Below are 18,456 nucleotides of genomic sequence, written 5' to 3'. Positions count from 1 at the left end.
AAGTCCTTCTAGTGTTGGTTGGGCCAGGTCAGCTCCAGTCCCGGCAGACGTATTTGATTTCGGTAAAGGCCTCCAGTCCGTAGCGGGCACCTTCGCGGCCAAGGCCGGATTGTTTCACGCCTCCAAAGGGGATCGGGTAGCCGGTCACTTTTGTGCGGTTGACGGCAACCATGCCGTATTGAAGCGCGCGGCTTGCACGGTAGATGCGGCGCGGGTCCTGCGTGTGGAGATAGGCGATAAGGCCATATTCGGTGTCGTTTGCCCGTGCAAGGGCGTCCTCCTCCGTATCGAAGGATGCCAGGGCTGCCACCGGACCAAATGTTTCTTCCCGGAAGATCGATGCATCGGCGGGAACGTCCGCCAGAACGGTCGGCTGAAAAAACAATGGGCCGGCCGTGTGACTGTAGCCACCGGTGAGGAGGCGCGCACCTCTTGCGAGCGCATCACGAACATGGTCCTCCTGCTTGGCAATCGCCCGCTCATGCATTAGCGGTCCGATGTCAGGATCTTCAAGCCCTGGTCCGACAGACAAGGCTTCAACACGGTTGGTGAAGGCCTCGCAAAACGCCTGGTAGACCGGTCTTTCAATCAGAATGCGATTTGCCGCGAGGCAATCCTGACCGGATGTTGCGAATTTTGCCGCGATTGCCTGATCAACGGCATGGTCAAGATCAGCATCTGCAAACACGAGGAAGGGGGCGTGACCGCCGAGCTCCAGCACAAGTCGTTTTACAGTCTGAGCACCCTGCGAATAAAGAAGCCGCCCGATACCAGTCGATCCGGTGAAGGAAACCGCTCTGACGCGCGGGTCTGACATCCACGGTTTCACGATGTCTTCCGCGTTCCCGGGAAGCACGTTGAAAACACCTGCCGGAAGCCCTGCCTGGTCAGCAAGTTCAGCTAGGGCGAGTGCGGAATACGGCGTTTCCTGCGAAGGGTGCACAACAACGGTACAGCCGGCTGCGAGTGCGGCAGCTGCTTTTCGCGTGATCATTGCGCAGGGAAAGTTCCACGGTGTGATCAATGCGGCAACGCCAACAGGTTCCCGCCAGACTTCCATCTCTGCATCAGGCAAGTGGGAAGTGATGCTCTCGATATTCGGTCGTTTTGCCTCTTCGGCGTAAAACGATACGAAGGAGGCTGCATAATCGATCTCGCCGCGGGATTCCGAAAGCGGTTTTCCCTGCTCACGCGTCATCAGACGTGCCAGATCTTCCTTGTTTTCCAAGATCAAGTCGTGCCAGGCCAACAGAAAGGATGCTCTTTCCTGAGGCAGCAAGGTGGACCAACTCGAAAAGGCGTCATCGGCGGCATCGACTGCTTCGGCGGATTCTGCGCCGGAAAGAGATGTCACTTCCCCGAGAAGGCTTCCGTCCGCCGGATCGGTTACCTGAAACACGGCACCATCACGTGCCGCTGCCCAACGTCCACCGACATAGGCGAAGTGCTTTACCAGGTGACGGTTGTCGATCCGGTGAAAAAGCGAGCTTTCAAGGGATGTCTCGGCAAGGATTCGGGACTGCATGGCGTTGCTCTCCAAAGTGGTGAGCAGAGCCTAGAACGGCCCCCGGGAACGAAACGCCTTTTCTCGACAAGTTTGGCAGCTGTTTCGTTCTTATTCGGAGTTTTCGGCAGTCGTATCTGTTCCAAGCATGCCGGCCAGCAACTTATCGAGTGCTGGAGCAGCGCTCTGTTTCACCGGTTTTGTCACCACGTAAGTGAAGTAGCGAACGACACCGAGGCCGCGGTCGAGCAGGGCATCCATGAACCGCTGATAACTGTCGATGTCACGCGTGACGGTCTGCATCAGATAGTCGAGCCCGCCACCGATCGCCCAGCAGGCAACGACTTCATCGCAATTGCGGATTGCCCGCTCAAAGGCCTGAAAATATTCTGCGCGGTGATGTTCCAGTTCGAGCGTCACGAAGACGGTGACATGAGGCGCGATATTCTTGAGCGAGAATCGCGCGCCATATCCCTCGATGATTCCAGCAGCCTCAAGCCTCTCAAGGCGTTTCCAGCACGGGCTCGGGCTAAGATTTATGCGCTTAGCGAGATCCGCTTTGGAAATGCGTCCTTCCTCGGCAAGCACCTTCAGGATTTCCAGGTCTCGGTTGTCCAGTTTCAGCATCAATGTCTCTTGCCGGTTCAGGAAACGAGCATCGTGCCCGCATTTGCCTTCTTGACCTTGCCAAGAGAAAGCGTGGCAATGGCCGTATCCTGAACGCCGGTGCCGGTCAAATCGCAGACTGTGATATCGGCATCACCAGTCCTGCCTTGCGCCTTGCCTGAAACAATTTCACCGAGTTCACGTACACGGTTCACATCCAGCAAGGTGCGGTTCTCAAGGGCGGAACGCAGCTCTCCGAGTTTTTCGCACTGGCTTATCCGATCACAGACAAGGACATCGGCTTTAGCCAGTATTTCCGGGGCAAGTTCATTCTTGTCCTCCTGGTCAGATCCCATTGCAGTGATATGCAAGCCGGGATGAAGACAATCCGCGCCCAGGATAGCCTCCTTAGCTGGGGTCGTGGTGACGACAAGTTGGCTGTCGGCAACCAGTTGCTGCCGGTCTTCAGTTGCGACCACGTCAATCCCGAGCGCTGCAGACATATCCTTGGCCAGGGCTCTGGCCTTGTCACGGTCTCGTCCCCAGACCAGCGCTCTTTCCGCAGGCCGCACCTTTGCTGCCGCAATCAGCTGCAACCTGGCCTGAACGCCGGTTCCCAGAATGCCGATCGTTGAAACGTCTGCAGGTGCAAGGTGGCGCGCCGCCACCGCTCCGGCTGCAGCCGTGCGGATGTCGGTCAGATAACCATTGTCCAGATAGACAGCCTGTACCAGACCGGTTTGCGCCGAAAAAAGCACCATCAACCCGTTGAGACTTGAAAGCCCGAGAGCAGGGTTGTTGAAAAAGCCGGGAGATACCTTGATCGCGAAACCGTCGAGACCTGGAACGTAGGCGGTTTTCACATCGACTTCCGCATTCACCTCCGGCAGGGCCATGGACAGTACGGGAGGCATCACGACTGTTCCGGTTGCCAGCTTTGCAAATGCTTTTTCAATGCAGTCAATGACTTCAAGATCAAGATGAACAGCCCGGCGCAGATCGGCCTCGTTCACCAGCCTGATTTCATGCGCCATAGCGTTTTCCCTCCAACAGATAGTCCCCAAGCATAACGTCCTGACCGGTCATGACCTTTGTGAATTGAACCATGTCGACATTTCGACCCGTAATGATCGTTGCGACCGGACCTTCTGGCGCGGTCAGCTTTCCGGCCAGGATTGCTGCAATGCCAACCACGCAAGCGCCTTCCGCGACATGACTATCCTCGTAATAAAGAGCCTGCATGGCCCGGTAGATTTCGCCTTCAGTCACCAGAATGATCTCGTCCAGAAGGTCCCGGCACATTGCGAAGGAAAGCCGGTTGTCGAGGCCAATGCCGCCTCCAAGCGAATCCGCGAGACTTGCCACCTCTGGCACTTCCACTGGCCGGCCGGCGTCGATCGATGTTTTCATCGCCGCGCCTCTGTCCATGGTCAATCCGACAACCCGGACCTGTGGATTGATGGATTTTGCGGCAAGCGCGACACCCGCGGCAAGCCCGCCTCCCGACAGAGGAACCAAAAGGGTGTCGAGGTTTGGAACATCTTCCAGAATCTCAAGCCCGATAGTGCCTTGCCCCGCGATCACGTATGGATCGTCGAACGGTGAGATTTCAAAGACGCCGGTTGCCTGACCCAGCTTACGGCACTCGGCAAGAGCATCGTCCTGGCTGTTGCCGACGATACGAGTTTCAGCCCCAAGGGCTCTGATGCCATCCAGCTTGGTCTGCGGAACCAGGGAAGACATGCAGATCACGGCCTTCAATCCAAGTTCCCGTGCCGCATAGGCAACACCGCGGCCATGATTTCCGGTCGAGCAGCATGTGAGCGTCGTGGTGCCTTCGGGCGCATTACGGGCCGCGTTCGTCGCACCGCGCAACTTGAACGCGCCTGTTGGCTGCATCGTCTCCATCTTCAGGAAAAATGGCTGTCCGGTTTGTTCGGTCATGAATCGTGAGGGCAGGAGGGGTGTCCTGACCACTCGCTCGGCGATGGCTTTTCGCGCTTCGAAAATATCCGTGAGCGTCAATTGCATGGACTGTTACCGGTATCGCTCGTGGTCATCATGAAGATCCTGCAAGGGGGAACATTCTCATTTGTGTACAAATGACCCAGAAAGTGCAAGAGACGATGTTCTGGTGTGTTTATTTTTCTTGATTTTTAAAATGGCTGAGTTCTTATTTGTGTACAAATAAACGACGAGGCCCAACCATGCCAGGTCACGACCTTCCTTTCAGCAGTGCCGAGTATCAACGCCGTCTCGATCTTGTCCGTAGCGACATGTCAAAACGGGGAATAGATGTCCTGTTTCTCGAGGACCCCTCCAATATGGCCTGGACCACCGGCTATGACGGGTGGTCGTTCTATGTGCACCAGGGTGTCGTTGTCTTTCTGGACGAAGAGCCGATCTGGTGGGGACGCAGGCAGGACGCCAATGGTGCCCGTCGAACCGTCTGGATGGACGATGCACGCGTCGCTTCCTACGCTGATCACTTCATTCAGTCGTCTGAACGCCATCCCATGCAGGACCTTGCCAGGCTGCTGGAATTGAGGGGGTATGGGAACAAGAAGATTGGTGTTGAACTTGAGAACTACTACTTCTCGGCCAAGGCGTTCCTGACGCTGCAGAACGAGTTGCCGAACGCTGATTTCATCGACGCCACAAGCATGGTCAACTGGTTGAGGGCGGTCAAATCCGACGAAGAACTCGTGTTCATGCGCAAGGCAGCCAGGATTTCCGAGAAAATCATGGACGGTGTCTTGGAGCGTGTTGTGCCGGGTATGCGCAAGGCCGACCTTGTTGCAGAGATCTACGCCGACGCCATCCGTGGACTAGATGATGCGTGGGGGGACTACCCGGCTATCGTACCGCTGCTTCCCAGTGGCGCGGATGCGTCCGCTCCACACCTGACCTGGGATGGACGTTTCATGCAGGAAGGCGAGGCGACATTTTTCGAACTCTCCGGCTGTTTCCGCCGCTATCATGCTCCGTTGTGCCGCACCGTTTTTCTTGGCAAGCCGGAACAGTACCTGCTTGATGCCGAAAAGGCGTTGGTCGAGGGGCTCGAAGCCGGCCTGGACACCGCAAGGGCCGGCAATACCGCGGGTGACATCGCACGTGCATTGGCGAAGCCTCTTGAGGCCGCGGGGATCGAGCGCGGCGCGCGGGCAGGGTACCCGATCGGCATTTCCTATCCACCTGATTGGGGCGAACGCACGATTTCCATTCGCGAAGAAGACAACACTGTTCTGAAGCCCGGCATGACCTTTCACTTCATGCCGGGGCTTTGGATGGATGGCTGGGGACTGGAAATCACCGAAAGCATCCTCATCAAGGAAAACGGACCTGCAGAATGCCTGTGCAACAGGCCGCGCAGATTGTTCGTGAAGTCCTGAGGTGCATATGCGCTCGGACTTGTTGACCCGGACGATTTCCATACTGGATCGCCTGATCGGTTTTCCGACGGTTTCGGCAGACAGCAATCTTGAATTGATCAGCTTCGCCGCGACCTTGCTTCGTGAAGCTGGTGCTCAAGTGACGGTTTCCAAGGATGCGACCGGCAAGAAAGCCAACCTGTTCGCAACAATTGGCCCAAATGTCTCCGGCGGAATTGTCTTGTCAGGGCACACGGACGTCGTCCCGGCAGATCCCGTAGAGTGGACATGCAACCCGTATCAGATGCGCGAAGAAGGCGGCTTGCTGTACGGACGAGGCAGTTGCGACATGAAAGGCTATATTGCTGCGGTCCTCGCGAAATCGCAGGACTATGCGCTACTCGACCTGAAACGTCCGCTGCATGTCGCCTTGACCTATGATGAGGAAGTCGGCTGCTTTGGCGCCAGGCATCTGGTTGAGGAACTGAAGCGTAGTGATATTCGTCCTTCCGTAGCGATTATCGGTGAGCCGACGGAAATGCGGGTCATTGAGGGGCATAAGGGGTGTTACGAATATACGACAGCGTTCCACGGCACCGATGGGCATGCCTCCGAACCGGACAAGGGTGTCAACGCTATCCACGTCGCCGCCGCTTTCATCTCCAGGATGATGGAACTGGCCGAAACCATGAAGGACAAGTCAGGTCCGGACAGCGAGCGCTACTCACCGCCGTGGACGACACTTCAGGTGGGCCGGATAGACGGCGGCTCTGCACGCAATGTCATTGCTCGGCATTGCGCGGTGGAGTGGGAAATGCGCCCGGTTCGGATGCAGGACGCACTTGAGATAAAGTCTGCCCTGGAAGCCTATTGCCAGGACGTGCTGTTGCCTCAAATGACGTCCGTCTATCCCGATGCTGAGATTGTCACGGAAATTATAGGAGAAGTCGCCGGACTGGCCGTGATGCCGGAAAACGAAGCACGGGACATCGTTACATCGCTCACCGGCGCGAACCTGTGTGATGTCGTTTCATTTGGCACTGAGGCCGGGTTGTTTCAGGCCCTGGGGCTTTCCGTTGTGGTTTGTGGCCCGGGCTCCATCGCACAGGCGCACAAGCCTGATGAATATCTGGCGGTTGACCAGCTCGAAAAATGTCTCGACATGCTCACGGGACTGGAAAGGACCTTGTTACAGGCCTCATGACCGATCAGGACATAACAGCGACGGCCGACGTTGCAGAACTGTTGAGCCAGGCTGCAAGCGCTCAGGAACGGTTTCAGATCATGTATTCCGTTTTGAGAGACCGGATCTGCATGCTTGTCTATCCGCCTGGAACGCAACTGAGTGAAGAGGCGTTGGCATCTGAATTCGGTGTCAGTCGCTCGCCATTGCGCAAGGCGCTGCAGATACTCGAAGCAGACGGGTTGTTGTTGTCGCAGCAAGGCGTAGGCACACTGGTGACTGAAGTGGATCTGGAAGAGCTGGCGCAGGTCTATGAACTCAGGCTTGAGCTGAATGAATTGACCGGCAGGTTGGGCCCGCGTTCTCTCGACTCGGAACTGGAAGCCACATTCAACAGTCTCAAAATTCGGGCGGAGCGATTGAGCTCAACACCGGATCGTGCGGTTTTTGCCCGACTCAATATCGATTTCTTTCAGGCCTTCTTGCAGCTCACACTGAACATGCCGCTGCGCGAAGTTTCTGAAAAGCTGTTCTACAAGACCTGTCGCATCTGGCTGACTTTGATAGATGAGAAGGACCTGCCAACAGAGGTCGCCATCTTCTGCGGCGAAATCGCGGAAATTTCGAATGCTGTGCGACTTGGAGACTTCCAGGCCGCAGCCTTGATTAGGCGAGCACATCTCTCCATGGGGTTCAACCGACTGAAAACCGCTACACGACAAAGCACCGACCGGATGGCCGGTTAGCCAAGGGCTTCTTGGAACTTCCGGGGTTGGTTGAACGAATAAGACCGCCCCCGGAAGCGATTGTGGTGGGATACAATCAGTTGCTTCCGGGAGCGGCCCGGGCTTTCAAAGAAGATGAACGAACTTCTTTGAACGGGTAATCCTTTCAATGACCTCAAACAAAAGCGGCGTTTTCACCTCAAATACGCTCGGTGTGCCCAGTTATTCCTAAAAAATTCAGTGTCTCTTTGCCATTTTCGTCAGTTTTCTGACTGTAGAAGTCGTGATCTTGCAATCGGATTCTACGTTTCTCTGAACGTATTTTCCTTTTTCGAGAGAATATTCGAGAAATACACTAAGTTCGTTTGCATGTGCGACAAGCACTCTGTGACCGGAAACCACCGTGTCGGTTACTTCCAGATCCTGACCCCAGGCCCAGCCACCATACGAAGTGCCACCGTTCGACCTGAGGACGATTTCGAAAAAATTGCCCCCGTCGCTTTCAGGCATTTTGAAAACGAGATCCAGATTGTCTTCGTCGTCTTTCGTCGGCTCTCCCGCACCAAGCCAGACGGAACTGATATTTGCGGAGATCAAATCGCCAAGAGGATAAAATGGGGAACCTTCGTACCAAAGAAATTCCGTAATAACGGACCCTATGTCATTAGCCCTCTCAAATGGTCGTACATTGTCTCCGTACCCTGCATAGGTCCTCCTGAAGGAGATCTTACCAGACATGAATGGTTTCCTTACTATCTGATAATACGTAGTTTTTGCTATTGGCCGCGAAGCGTGATCACTCTTCGTCCCTTCGGCAAAGCTACATTCCCAATAGCGCCGTCACACAGGCGTGACTCCGTCACGGCAGTGGTGTTCTTCTGTGAGGGGAACTGTGTTAGAAAAAATTACCAGGGGGCAACGTGATGAATAAAAGTAGTTCAGGCACTAATATTCGACTACTTGGCGTTCCGTCAGTGTATTACTCGCGGAATACCCCGTTTCCTGCAAAGGGATACGCGTTGCTTGCAGTATTGTTGCTTGTTCCGGGCAACGAGCTTGCTCGTCAAAAGGCGGCTGCCCTGCTTTGGGAGGATGTCGCCCAAACCAGGGCCATGGCAAACCTCAGGCAATTGCTTGTGAGGGTGCAAAGCAGGCAACCCGAAGCCGGACCGCTCATTGAAACAACCCAGACCAGAATCAGTCTTGGGCCCGGAGCGCAGAGTTCCGATCTGGCCGCTTTTCTCCAGTCCTGCAAGGCAACCGACCTTGAAGGCATGATGTCCGGGATAGAGCAGTTCACCGGTGAACTGCTCGATGGCATGGAGTTCGAAGGTGAACAGCTGAACCTCTGGCTGCTGACCGAGCGCGCGAGCCTGAGGGAGAAACTGTTTAACAGAGCAGCAGCAGCCCTTGAGGAAACGACACGCTTCGGAGCGGATCGTGGCGGCAACATCGGCAAGATCGCTGATCGGCTTCTGGCTTTCGAACCTGACAGCCCCGAATGCTATCGTATCATTTCAAAAGCTTATGGCAGGTGTGGTGATCAGGATGGCGTCGATCGTATCGACCGGTTGATGAATTCGGTTCTCAATCCCGCTTTGCCTCGTTTGCCTGGCAATACAAGCGGCAAGCCTTCGGGAACTGTCTGGGTCGCGCCGACGGGCGTCAAACCGGTTGAGGAGCGTCCGGCAACTCCCAAACCACCGGTTCCGCGAGTTGCCTTTTCCTCGCCCCGCCACATCGATCAACATCCGAATGCGCAGCTTGCCGAGGCATTCGTCGAGGACGTCGCGAACAGTTTCTCCAGGTTCAAGACATTTGTCGTGGTCTCGCCATTCAGTACGATGCGTGACTTTCGCGGCGGCAATATCAGCAATTGGGAAAAAATTCGGTCCAACTACTCCGTGCAGAGTTTTCTGCTCCCGGGCAGCCAACAGATTTCCTTTACCGTTATCGATGACGGCACCGGGGAGATCATCTGGTCTGCGGAGTATTCGATGGAGCCGGAAGACCTTCACTATACCTTCCGGCTTCTCGCAAAAACCGTGGCAGCCAATCTCGCTCAGCAGATCGAACGACAGATGCTCGACTCCGGCCGGTCGATCAATGCCCAGAGCTATCTGCACGTCCTGCGCGGGCAGAACCTCATCAAGACCTGTAATCTGAGCATGATCCGCCGGGCTCGAAAGGAATTCCGGCAAGGCCTCACGTACGACAAGGACTTGTCCATCGCCCGCGCTCGCATAGCGCAGACGATGCAACTGGAATGGTTGCTTCTCGGGGGAACTGATCCGCACCTTCTTCACCGCGCCAAGGCGGAAGCGGACGCAGCCATCGAGATCGATTCGACGGCCGGTATCGGCTACTGGATGGCTGCGGTCATCGCGCTTTATCAACGTGATTACACGACCTCGGAAGCCAAGTTCCAGGAAGCCGAAACCTTGAGCCCCAACTCTTCGGATCTGCTCATACAGCACGCAGATGCGCTTGCGCATTTCGGCAAGCCCAAGGACGCCTGGAAGCGTTTCAAGCACGCGATCGATCTCAATCCACTTGCACCGGACATCTACTGGTGGGCGGGTGCGAGCATCGCCTTCAAGCTGGCCGACTACGCAGAGGCCGTCCGGCTGTGCAAGCAGATGGACGACGAGGAACCCGCATTGCGCGTCCTGACGGCAAGCCTCGCTCTCGACGGGCAAATTGAGAGCGCAAGACAATATGCGCGGCGTCTCATGGATGTTTATCCGGGGATGACCGCACAGGAAATCGTTCGTTTCCAACCAGACAAGAATCCAGAGAACAACAAGATCTTTCTGGAAGGTCTGAAACTCGCCGGCTTCGACTAGGTAAACCCATTTACAGGAGAAAATTATGCCTAATTCGTCATTTTACGTGATCGGAAAACGTGGTCACGGTGTTGTTTTTTTGCGGATGGATCCGCTGCGCGTGTCTCGTGTGTCGCATCAGACAATTCTGGCTTACGAAGCGCAAAATGCCGGTGTCGACGGCTATGCACGCATCGCCGCTGCTGCCCGGGTTCTGTTCGCCGAAAGCGACGGCAATCCTGAAACAAGCCTCAGCCAGGTCGAGTCGGAAGGTATCTACCAGGCAATCAAGCAGGGCAGCACGATCTCGGATGTCGATTTTGCCTTCCTTACTGATGTCGATGACAGCGATTGGGACCTCAACAGGCTGAGCTGGGCACCGATCCAGGATCCGGTTTCCAAGACCGGCTCCGGTTCTGATTCCGGTAATCCCGACACGCTTCAGGACGCCGTGCTTTCGGACGATTGATCCGGAAGGCGGCCTGACTGACAAAATCGCACCGCTACAGGAGGTATTCGCTGTGCAATCCGATCCTTTCTCTCCGCAATTCCTGCGCAGCTTCGGCATAACCAGATTGGGTGAGATCACCGGGCTGGACACGATCGGGATACCGGTCTGGTTCGCAACCAGGCCGAATTCCAGGTCTCTTTCCGTTTCCCAGGGAAAAGGTGTGACCGACGATCAGGCGAAGATTTCAGCGATCATGGAAGCCGTGGAATGTGCTGTCGCCGAACAACCGCGGCAGCACGTCACGGAGTTCGCGACGATCGAAGACATGGCGCGCCAGCAAAGGAGCGTCATTCCGTTCTTTGATCTTGCAAGGGTCAACCCGCATCAGCTCGACCCGACCCGCCAGCGTGCCTGGGTTCCCGGAACGTCCCTGATATCCGGCGAGCAACGCTTTGCGCCCTACGAGTTGGTCGGGATGGACATGCGTAGCGACATGCCATGGGACCGTCATGCCTTCCGTATGACATCCCAGGGGTTGGCGGCGCATTTCTCGATCGACAAGGCCATCGAACACGCCCTGCTTGAACTCGTGGAACATGACGCGTCCAGTGTGATCGATACCTTTGGTTTGTTCGTCAACAATATCCGGGAGGTCACCGACTACGAGGGCGCGAACGCCGATCTCGACGCCATTCTGGAGAAGGTTTCAAAAGCCGGGCTTGATCTTCACATCTACGCCCTTCCGGGACGCGTGAAACTTCCGGTCATTGCCGCTGTCATTTCGCGGCAGGTGAATGGGCCATCTGGCGTCATTTCGCGTGCTCCTGCCGGAATTGCCTGCCGGACGAATGTTGCCGAGGCGATACTCGCAGCCCTGCTGGAAGCGGTGCAGTCACGTCTGACGGACATTGCCGGTGCGCGCGACGACCTTGCGATGGATCGTTTCCAGCAGTCCAAGGATGGCGTAGCCAGGAACCAGCCACCACTCATTCCTCTTGCCAAACTTGAGGCTGAGTTTCGCCCTGCAAGGCAGTCGTCCATGGGGTGGCAGGACGTCCTGAAGCTGATGCGGGCGGCCGGCATTGAAGATGCCTACATGTTCCCGCTCAAATCGCCGGTGTCGGACGTTCACGTGGTGAGGACGATCGTCACAGGCCTTGACGCCCATTCCGGCAGCTTCTCCGAAATGTCCATGAACTCGATACTGTTGACGACGGAAGTGCTGAGCACTGCATGTTGAAACCCGTCGTTTTTGCAGGACCGAGCGTTCACGGCTTGGCCGGCGATCTTTTTGACGACCTGGACGTGTTCCCACCTGCCGCACGCGGAGACATTCTGCGAGCCGTGGGGCAGGGGCGCCGCGTAATCGGATTGATTGATGGCTACTTCAACTCCACCCCTTCTGTCTGGCACAAGGAAATCCTGGTCGCCCTAAAGGAGGGCTGCAGGGTGTACGGCGCGGCCAGCATGGGCGCATTACGGGCTGCAGAGTGTTTCGCTTTCGGGATGGTTGGTGTCGGGGCAATTTTTGCAGACTATCAAGCGGGAAGGCGTCAATCGGATGCGGATGTTGCTGTTTCGCACGCTCCGGCAGAACTGGGCTATTGCCCGCTCACACTGGCGCTGGTGGATGCGGAGGCGACGCTGTCTGCAGCTTTGCAAGGCGGGTTCATTGCAGAAAGCGCACATGATGCAATGCTGAAAGCTGCAACCGGTTTGCATTTTTCCACGCGCACCTGGGTGCGAGTGCTGAGCGAAACAGGACTTTCCGAAGCTGAAGGGGCTCACTTTCTGAAGTGCCTGCCCGAGTTCGAGCAGAGCTTGAAACGGCAAGACGCTCAAAAGCTCCTGACCAATCTGAAAGAGAACATCGAGATTGAGACGCATGATGGTCAGGACAGTTGGAAAATACAGAACACTCTTTTTCTCAAGTCACTTGAAAAAGAAATTCTCGGCAGGTGACAGCTAATGAAAATGGAGATTGTGAAAGCCAGGACCACATGGTCGATCGTGCCGGATTGTGGCGGTCTGATTGAAACGATAGCGATCTCACTACCTCAAAAGGTCTTTGATCCCGGCAATCCTCACGCCGAAAAGATACTCGCTGCCATCGGAAATTTGCTCAAGGCCATGCCTTCGAGCGTTTCAATCCTGGTATTTGCCGATGCATTTAACGAGACGGCTGCAAGAAGCTGGATCGAAAAACAGACCGAATGTCGCTATGACATTGTCCTGGCAGGCGCTATGCCGCTTGAAAGTGCAGATATCTGGGCACAGGATTCCATCCTGGTACAAATGCGAGGCAACGACCTGCGGATTGCCGCTCCAGCATGCGACTGGCCCAGGGGTATCCTGCCGGGGTTACTGGCCGAACACCTCTCTGTCGCCTGCCACGATCTGCCACTCTTTTTGCCGGGTGGGGACCAGATCGTTGGGGAGGGCTTTCGCCTCATCGGTCACACAAGCCGGTTGAGATCAGCCTCCGGCAAGTATGGCGGTGACAGCACTTTGCTTGCCGCAGATCGGCGTATCGGTGAACTCGATAACAGGCCTGTCTGCTATTGGGGATACCGAAGACAAGACCTGTTCGAAAAGCCCTCCGGCGACTCTCAAGAAAGCAGGGCCGGCAAGAACACTGCAGTTTCGAACCGTGAGGGAGAACTGGACCGGCAAACAGCGAATGATCTGCTCGTTGACCTTCCATTTTCTCATTTACGGCCGGATCTGGTTACGACCATTGAGCGGTGCGAAAGCCATGTCGACAGATATGTTTCTCCAACAGGTTTGCGCCACAACGGCAAGCACCTGCTATTGCTGGCAGACCCGGTTGGCGTGGCTCCAGAAGCCATCAGCAAGGCAAAGCGGGAAAAGAGACTTCTCGATGCATCGGAACACTGGTTGAGGGACCAGGGTTTCGAAATCATCCGCAATCCAGTTCCCTTTGGGGTCGACGTAAAGAACGCCGTCAGACCGCGGCTCTACAACAACGTTCTTCTGGAAAATGCGGTGCGAGGGGAAAATGGCAAACCAATCATGTGGTTGCCATGCTTCGGTGAAGACCGCAGGTTTACGGAATTCGATGTGGAGAACGCCAGGATCTGGAAGGGTCTCGGCTTCGATCCCAAGCTGGTCTTCGGCTGGGAAAGCCTTGCCCACGCAAACGGCGCACTGCGCTGTGCCAGTAAGGTAATCAGACGGCAAGCAACTTGATCGAACGGACCTAGATGTAAACCGACACGGACAGGTGCGTCTTCAGCATCTGGCTAGGTTTTTTCAGAAGAAGAAGTTGGCTTGGGATACTGGATTCGACCCTGAACCAACGAAGTTGAGCCCCCTAAACGTTCTCCGACGTGTATACCTCGAACCCCAGAGTGACGCTCTGCGCGCCGACATCCGAGCCCGTGCGTTTGGCCTTTACGAGGGCTGTGATCGTTTCGCGGGCTACTTCCTTCATCGGGTGGCAGATGGCCATGGTCAGGACGCCGTCGATCAGGGCGGTTCGGGTCACGTCTATCAGTTCATAACCTACGCTGACGAAATCCCTGCCCGGATTGATGTCGCGCAGGGCAGCGACAGCGCCGGTGATACCGCCGCCGGAGATGAACAAGCCGCACATGTCCGGGTGCTCCTGAAAGAGCTCCTCGGTCATTTCGCGCGCCACGGCTGCGGATTCAAAGGTTGAGCGTGGTTCCAGCAAGGTGAAGCCGGAATTGTGTTCGCGCAGATATGAGCGGAAGCCACTTTCGTTGAGGTCCTGGTTTCTGTAACGGTGGTTGCCGACAAGGATGCCGATCTTGCCACGTTCACGGCACATCCTGTCAAAGGCCCAGGCCGCGGTCCGTCCGACCTTCCAGTGATCGAGGCCGATATAGCCGACATTGCCGCGGGCGGAGAGCGGCGCGACAAGCCCACAGACCGGTGTACCCGCGCGCAGCACCGTATCGATCGCCTCTGAAACCAGCGGGTGCTCCGCCGCCACCAGGGCAATAGCGTCGCAATCGCCGGAGATCGCCAGAAGCCGGTCGGCGACGTTGTTCGGGGACAGGTCGTCGAGAAACTCCACAACCAGCTCCACCCGGCCGTCCTGGTAGTCTTCTGCTGCCTCGGTAAGCACAGCGCCGAGATCGCGATAGAAGGACCGGTTGCCCTGTTGCAGCAGGATGCCGAGGCGATGGACTTCGGCACTCTCGCGGATTGAGTAGTCGATGGTGCCGAGACCATAGAAGCCGATGCGCTCTGCGGCATGCCGAACGCGTTCTCTTGTTGGCTTGCGTACCGAAGAGGCATCGCTCAACACCCGGTTCACAGTCGAGACGGAAACACCCGCGGCGTCCGCCAGATCCTTGATCGTTGGTCGTGTCATGATGTTTGGTTATCTCATTTTGTCTCATTATTCTATATCATTGAAACAATTTGGTATGAAATAAATATTCCATTCTGATGCGTATTGATTATTTTTGTGTCATTCAGGCATCCTCCTGTCAATCCGGTGCGGCGCTCCAGCGGCGTCTCAGACATCGGTCGGGAGGAAAAATGGACGATCTCAAATACGGGACCCGCGACAAGCGCGGTAACTGGTCGCCAAACGCCTTGGCGCAGATTGCACCGTTCTGGAGGGGCAATTTCAAGGAGATCGGCCATTGGTTCCTGGAGTATCTGTGGCCGTGGAATGCCTTCCACATGGCGACGGCCTTGCTTTACTGGTTCTTTGTCATCCCCGACGTCGCAACTCTGAAGACACTGTCCTGGGGATGGGCGCTGTGGCTGTTCGCGGTAAATGCAGTCTGCATCTTCGTCATGTACGGCGCGGTCGAGCTCTTCTACTACGTAAAGCGCAAGCAGGGCACTCGGTTCAAGTACAATGCCAAGTTCCCGTCGGAACATCCATCCGACGTTTTCTGGTTCAAGAGCCAGAACCTGGACAATTTCCTGCGCACCTATCTGGTGTCCATCCCACTATGGACGCTTTGTGAAGTTGTCGCGCTCTGGGTGTTTGCAAACGGTTGGGCAACCTGGCTGAACTGGGAAGACAACTGGCTATGGCTGAGCCTGCTCGTGTTGCTGGTTCCGGCGATCCACGAAGTGCATTTCTTCTGCATTCATCGGCTGATCCATACGCCGTTCCTCTATAAACACGTCCATTCCGTGCATCACAACTCCATCAACCCGAGCCCCTGGTCGTCGCTGTCGATGCATCCGGTGGAATCGGCGCTCTATTTTGCCGAAATCTTCTGGCACCTGATCATCCCGTCAAACCCGATCGTGATGCTGTTTCAGCTGCATGGCACCGGCTTCGGCGCGATCAACGGACACATCGGTTTCGACAAGCTCGAATTGACCGACGAGAAGGCTCTCGGCAGCCATGCCTATGTCCATTACCTGCACCACAAATACTTTGAGGTGAACTACGGCGCAGATGGCCTGATCCCGCTCGACAAGTGGTTTGGCTATTGGCACGACGGCTCGAAAGAAGCCGAAGAACAGATGAAGGAGCGCTTCCGCAAGAAGAAGGAACGCGTCAATGCCAAGGCTTCCCGGTCTCGGGTTGCAGGGTGAGGGCGAGACCATGGACGATCTTCATTTCGGCACCCGTGACAAACGTGGCAACTGGCGCCCGAACGATGCCCTCAAGCTTCCCTGGAGCGGTAGGGTAACCCTCAGGGCAGCGCTGCGGTTCTTCAAGGATTACCTGAGCGGCTGGAACCTGACCTTCTTCGCCATCTCGCTGGCCTACTGGTTCCTGGTTCTGCCGTCGCAAGAAGCGATGTCGGTCCTCTCCTGGGGCTGGACGATGACGCTTCTTGCCGTGAACATGGGCGGCATCTTCTTTTTCTATGGTGCGTTTGAACTGCGCTACTACGTTCAGCGCAAGCAGGCCAGACGCTTCAAGTACAACGGCAACTTTCCGGCGGAACAGCCCTCGGACGTTTTCTGGTTCAAGAGCCAGAACCTCGACAACTTCCTGCGCACGATCCTCGTGACGGTTCCGATCGGCACAGCCGTGGAGGTTCTGGTGCTCTGGCTGTTTGCCTCCGGAGCGGTGCCGATGGTGAGCCTGGACGGCAACCCGGTTTGGTTCGTTGCAATGATCCTGGTGTCGCCGCTTCTGCATGAAGCCCACTTTTTCTTCATTCACCGCGCCATTCACTGGGGCCCGCTCTACCGCTGGATTCATTCGGTCCACCACAACTCGATCAATCCGAGCCCGTGGTCGTCCATGTCGATGCATAAGGTTGAAGGTCTGCTCTATTTCGCAACGCTCTTCTATCACCTGGTGCTCTGGTCGAACCCGTTCGTCGTTGTCTGGCAGTGGAACCTGGCAGCCTATGGCGCGGTGGTGGGACACATCGGCTTCGACAAGCTGGAAGTCACCGAGGAAACGGCCGTCAACAGCCACGCCTACGCGCACTACCTGCACCACAAGTACTTCGAGGTGAACTATTGCGACGACGGCGTTCTGCCCTGGGACCGATGGTTCGGTACCTGGCACGACGGTACGAAGGAAGCCGACGAGCGCATGAAGGAACGTTTTCGCCAGAAGAAAGCGCGGACAAGACAGCGCAACACGGAAGTGCCGGCGGAATAGCCGAGACGGAATTGCTTGGCACCTGCCAGTTGTTTCGCGACGCGAGCGATGGATCGGAAGGTGATCGAAGCAAGTTGAGAGGGCTCGCATCCGGGAGGAACAAGGGTGTCGCCCAAATGTACCAAGCTCTGAGGAGACCTGTTCGCCAAAGGCTTTAGGGAGGAGACTGAAGTGAAACTGATCAAGACCTTTGTGGTGGCGGCCGCTACCGCGATCATCGCCACCAATGCAATCGCAGCGGACATCTTCGTCATTGGTGGCAAGCCGGACGATCCGTTCTGGTCACGGGTGAAAAAGGGTGCGGAAGACGCCGGCAAGGTTGCTGAAGCCCAGGGCGGATCCGTTACCTGGCTTGGCCCGCAGAACTACGACAACCTTGGCCCGGATGCAGCTGAGTTGATCCGCCAGGCGATCGATCAGGGGGCGGATGCGATTGTTGGTCCGGACTGGGTTCCTGAAGCCATGGATCCGGCTTTCAAGGCTGTTGTCGATGCCGGCATTCCGCTCGTGATCTACAACGCGGGCGGTATCGAGGCGGCCGACCGTCTGGGTGCAATGAACTATGTCGGGGCCGTTGATTACAAATCCGGTTATGCTGGTGGGGAATACCTCGGCAAGGCCGGCCACAAGAACGGCGCATGCGTCAACACGCTGCCGGGGGCTGCCAATATCGAAGCGTTCTGCAGCGGCTTCAACGATGGCCTTGCCGCCGCCGGTGGCACCGGTTCAGTCCTGCAGCTGCCGGCGACTGCCTTTGGCGATGCGACTGCCGTTGCCCAGGCCGTGCGGGCGCACCTGTTGCAGAACCCGGACATCGACGCGATGTTCGCGATCGGCGACGGCGATACCAACGCGACTGTCTCGGGTATCCAGCAGGCTGGCAAGCAGGGACAGGTTCATGTCTGCGGCATGAACTTCAACGACTCTATCCTGGCCAACATCCAGCAAGGCACCCAAGCCTGCGCAATTGACCAGCAAGGTTACCAGCAGGGTTTCTTCGCAGTGTCGATCCTGAACAACCACGTCATGTACGGCACGACCATTCCGACCCGTGAAATTCTCACCGGTCCGGGCGTCATCGACAGCAGCAACGTTGACCTGGTCATTGCAGGTGTCGAAGCCGGCGCCCGCTAGGAATCTCAGGAACGATCGGGTCGCCCGCTTTCAGGGCGACCCAACAAAAATCAAAAAACAAACAGCGCCAG

Annotated in this window: 17 protein-coding genes; 11 read left to right on the top strand and 6 right to left on the bottom strand. The window is 56.4% G+C overall.

Annotated features, from left to right (window positions below; all coding sequences use genetic code 11):
* Positions 1-28 precede the first annotated feature (28 nt).
* The 4 genes from FIV05_RS20765 to eutB form a co-directional block, all read right to left on the bottom strand.
* Entirely contained in the window at positions 29-1,525 is a 1,497-nt protein-coding gene (locus FIV05_RS20765; protein WP_152510823.1) for an NAD-dependent succinate-semialdehyde dehydrogenase, read from the bottom strand.
* 90 nt (positions 1,526-1,615) lie between these two features.
* Positions 1,616-2,131, bottom strand: coding sequence for an Lrp/AsnC family transcriptional regulator (locus FIV05_RS20760; protein ID WP_173013899.1), 516 nt, complete (start codon positions 2,129-2,131; stop codon positions 1,616-1,618).
* Positions 2,132-2,148: 17 nt separating this feature from the next.
* The gene (locus FIV05_RS20755; protein WP_152510822.1) at positions 2,149-3,144 is read right to left on the bottom strand and encodes a cyclodeaminase; all 996 of its coding nucleotides are present in this window, start codon (positions 3,142-3,144) and stop codon (positions 2,149-2,151) included.
* A complete protein-coding gene (gene eutB / locus FIV05_RS20750) occupies positions 3,134-4,141 on the bottom strand; it encodes a hydroxyectoine utilization dehydratase EutB (RefSeq protein ID WP_152510821.1) in 1,008 nt (335 codons plus the stop codon). Before eutB ends, FIV05_RS20755 begins: the two co-directional genes overlap by 11 nt.
* A 176-nt stretch (positions 4,142-4,317) precedes the next feature.
* Between eutB and doeA the strand changes: the two genes are divergently transcribed.
* From doeA to FIV05_RS20735, 3 genes are all read left to right on the top strand, one after another.
* Positions 4,318-5,502: an ectoine hydrolase DoeA gene (gene doeA / locus FIV05_RS20745; protein ID WP_152510820.1), complete on the top strand. Its 1,185-nt coding sequence runs from the start codon at positions 4,318-4,320 to the stop codon at positions 5,500-5,502.
* Between the two features lie 7 nt (positions 5,503-5,509).
* Positions 5,510-6,685, top strand: a complete 1,176-nt coding sequence (argE, locus tag FIV05_RS20740; RefSeq protein WP_152510819.1) for an acetylornithine deacetylase — start codon at positions 5,510-5,512, stop codon at positions 6,683-6,685.
* A 110-nt stretch (positions 6,686-6,795) separates the two neighbouring features.
* On the top strand, positions 6,796-7,410 hold the full coding sequence (locus tag FIV05_RS20735) for a GntR family transcriptional regulator (RefSeq protein ID WP_209009730.1): 615 nt from the start codon (positions 6,796-6,798) through the stop codon (positions 7,408-7,410).
* Positions 7,411-7,626: 216 nt separating this feature from the next.
* Here FIV05_RS20735 and FIV05_RS20730 read toward each other — a convergent pair whose 3' ends face one another.
* Entirely contained in the window at positions 7,627-8,127 is a 501-nt protein-coding gene (locus tag FIV05_RS20730) for a hypothetical protein (RefSeq protein ID WP_055654213.1), read from the bottom strand.
* A 281-nt stretch (positions 8,128-8,408) separates the two neighbouring features.
* On the opposite strand from FIV05_RS20730, the gene FIV05_RS20725 reads away from it, so the two are divergent.
* From FIV05_RS20725 to FIV05_RS20705, 5 genes are read left to right on the top strand one after another with little or no spacing between them, the layout of a single operon-like run.
* A complete protein-coding gene (locus FIV05_RS20725; RefSeq protein ID WP_152510817.1) occupies positions 8,409-10,235 on the top strand; it encodes an SARP family transcriptional regulator in 1,827 nt (608 codons plus the stop codon).
* A 25-nt stretch (positions 10,236-10,260) separates the two neighbouring features.
* Positions 10,261-10,683, top strand: coding sequence for a hypothetical protein (locus FIV05_RS20720; protein WP_062488781.1), 423 nt, complete (start codon positions 10,261-10,263; stop codon positions 10,681-10,683).
* A 52-nt stretch (positions 10,684-10,735) separates the two neighbouring features.
* On the top strand, positions 10,736-11,905 hold the full coding sequence (locus FIV05_RS20715; protein ID WP_173013898.1) for a YcaO-like family protein: 1,170 nt from the start codon (positions 10,736-10,738) through the stop codon (positions 11,903-11,905).
* A 35-nt stretch (positions 11,906-11,940) separates the two neighbouring features.
* Entirely contained in the window at positions 11,941-12,627 is a 687-nt protein-coding gene (locus FIV05_RS20710) for a TfuA-like protein (protein WP_286202213.1), read from the top strand.
* A gap of 6 nt (positions 12,628-12,633) precedes the next feature.
* Entirely contained in the window at positions 12,634-13,875 is a 1,242-nt protein-coding gene (locus tag FIV05_RS20705) for a hypothetical protein (RefSeq protein WP_152510815.1), read from the top strand.
* A gap of 124 nt (positions 13,876-13,999) precedes the next feature.
* Here FIV05_RS20705 and FIV05_RS20700 read toward each other — a convergent pair whose 3' ends face one another.
* The gene (locus tag FIV05_RS20700) at positions 14,000-15,028 is read right to left on the bottom strand and encodes a LacI family DNA-binding transcriptional regulator (RefSeq protein WP_152510814.1); all 1,029 of its coding nucleotides are present in this window, start codon (positions 15,026-15,028) and stop codon (positions 14,000-14,002) included.
* A gap of 170 nt (positions 15,029-15,198) precedes the next feature.
* On the opposite strand from FIV05_RS20700, the gene FIV05_RS20695 reads away from it, so the two are divergent.
* The 3 genes from FIV05_RS20695 (at position 15,199) to FIV05_RS20685 (ending at position 18,385) form a co-directional block, all read left to right on the top strand.
* Entirely contained in the window at positions 15,199-16,221 is a 1,023-nt protein-coding gene (locus FIV05_RS20695; protein ID WP_152510813.1) for a sterol desaturase family protein, read from the top strand.
* A gap of 10 nt (positions 16,222-16,231) precedes the next feature.
* A complete protein-coding gene (locus FIV05_RS20690; protein ID WP_152512013.1) occupies positions 16,232-17,251 on the top strand; it encodes a sterol desaturase family protein in 1,020 nt (339 codons plus the stop codon).
* A gap of 177 nt (positions 17,252-17,428) precedes the next feature.
* The gene (locus FIV05_RS20685) at positions 17,429-18,385 is read left to right on the top strand and encodes a substrate-binding domain-containing protein (RefSeq protein ID WP_286202312.1); all 957 of its coding nucleotides are present in this window, start codon (positions 17,429-17,431) and stop codon (positions 18,383-18,385) included.
* The last annotated feature ends 71 nt before the right edge of the window (positions 18,386-18,456 follow it).

The organism is Labrenzia sp. THAF191a (assembly GCF_009363335.1).
Classification (GTDB): domain Bacteria; phylum Pseudomonadota; class Alphaproteobacteria; order Rhizobiales; family Stappiaceae; genus Roseibium; species Roseibium algicola.
This window is presented reverse-complemented; position numbering and strand designations above follow the sequence as displayed.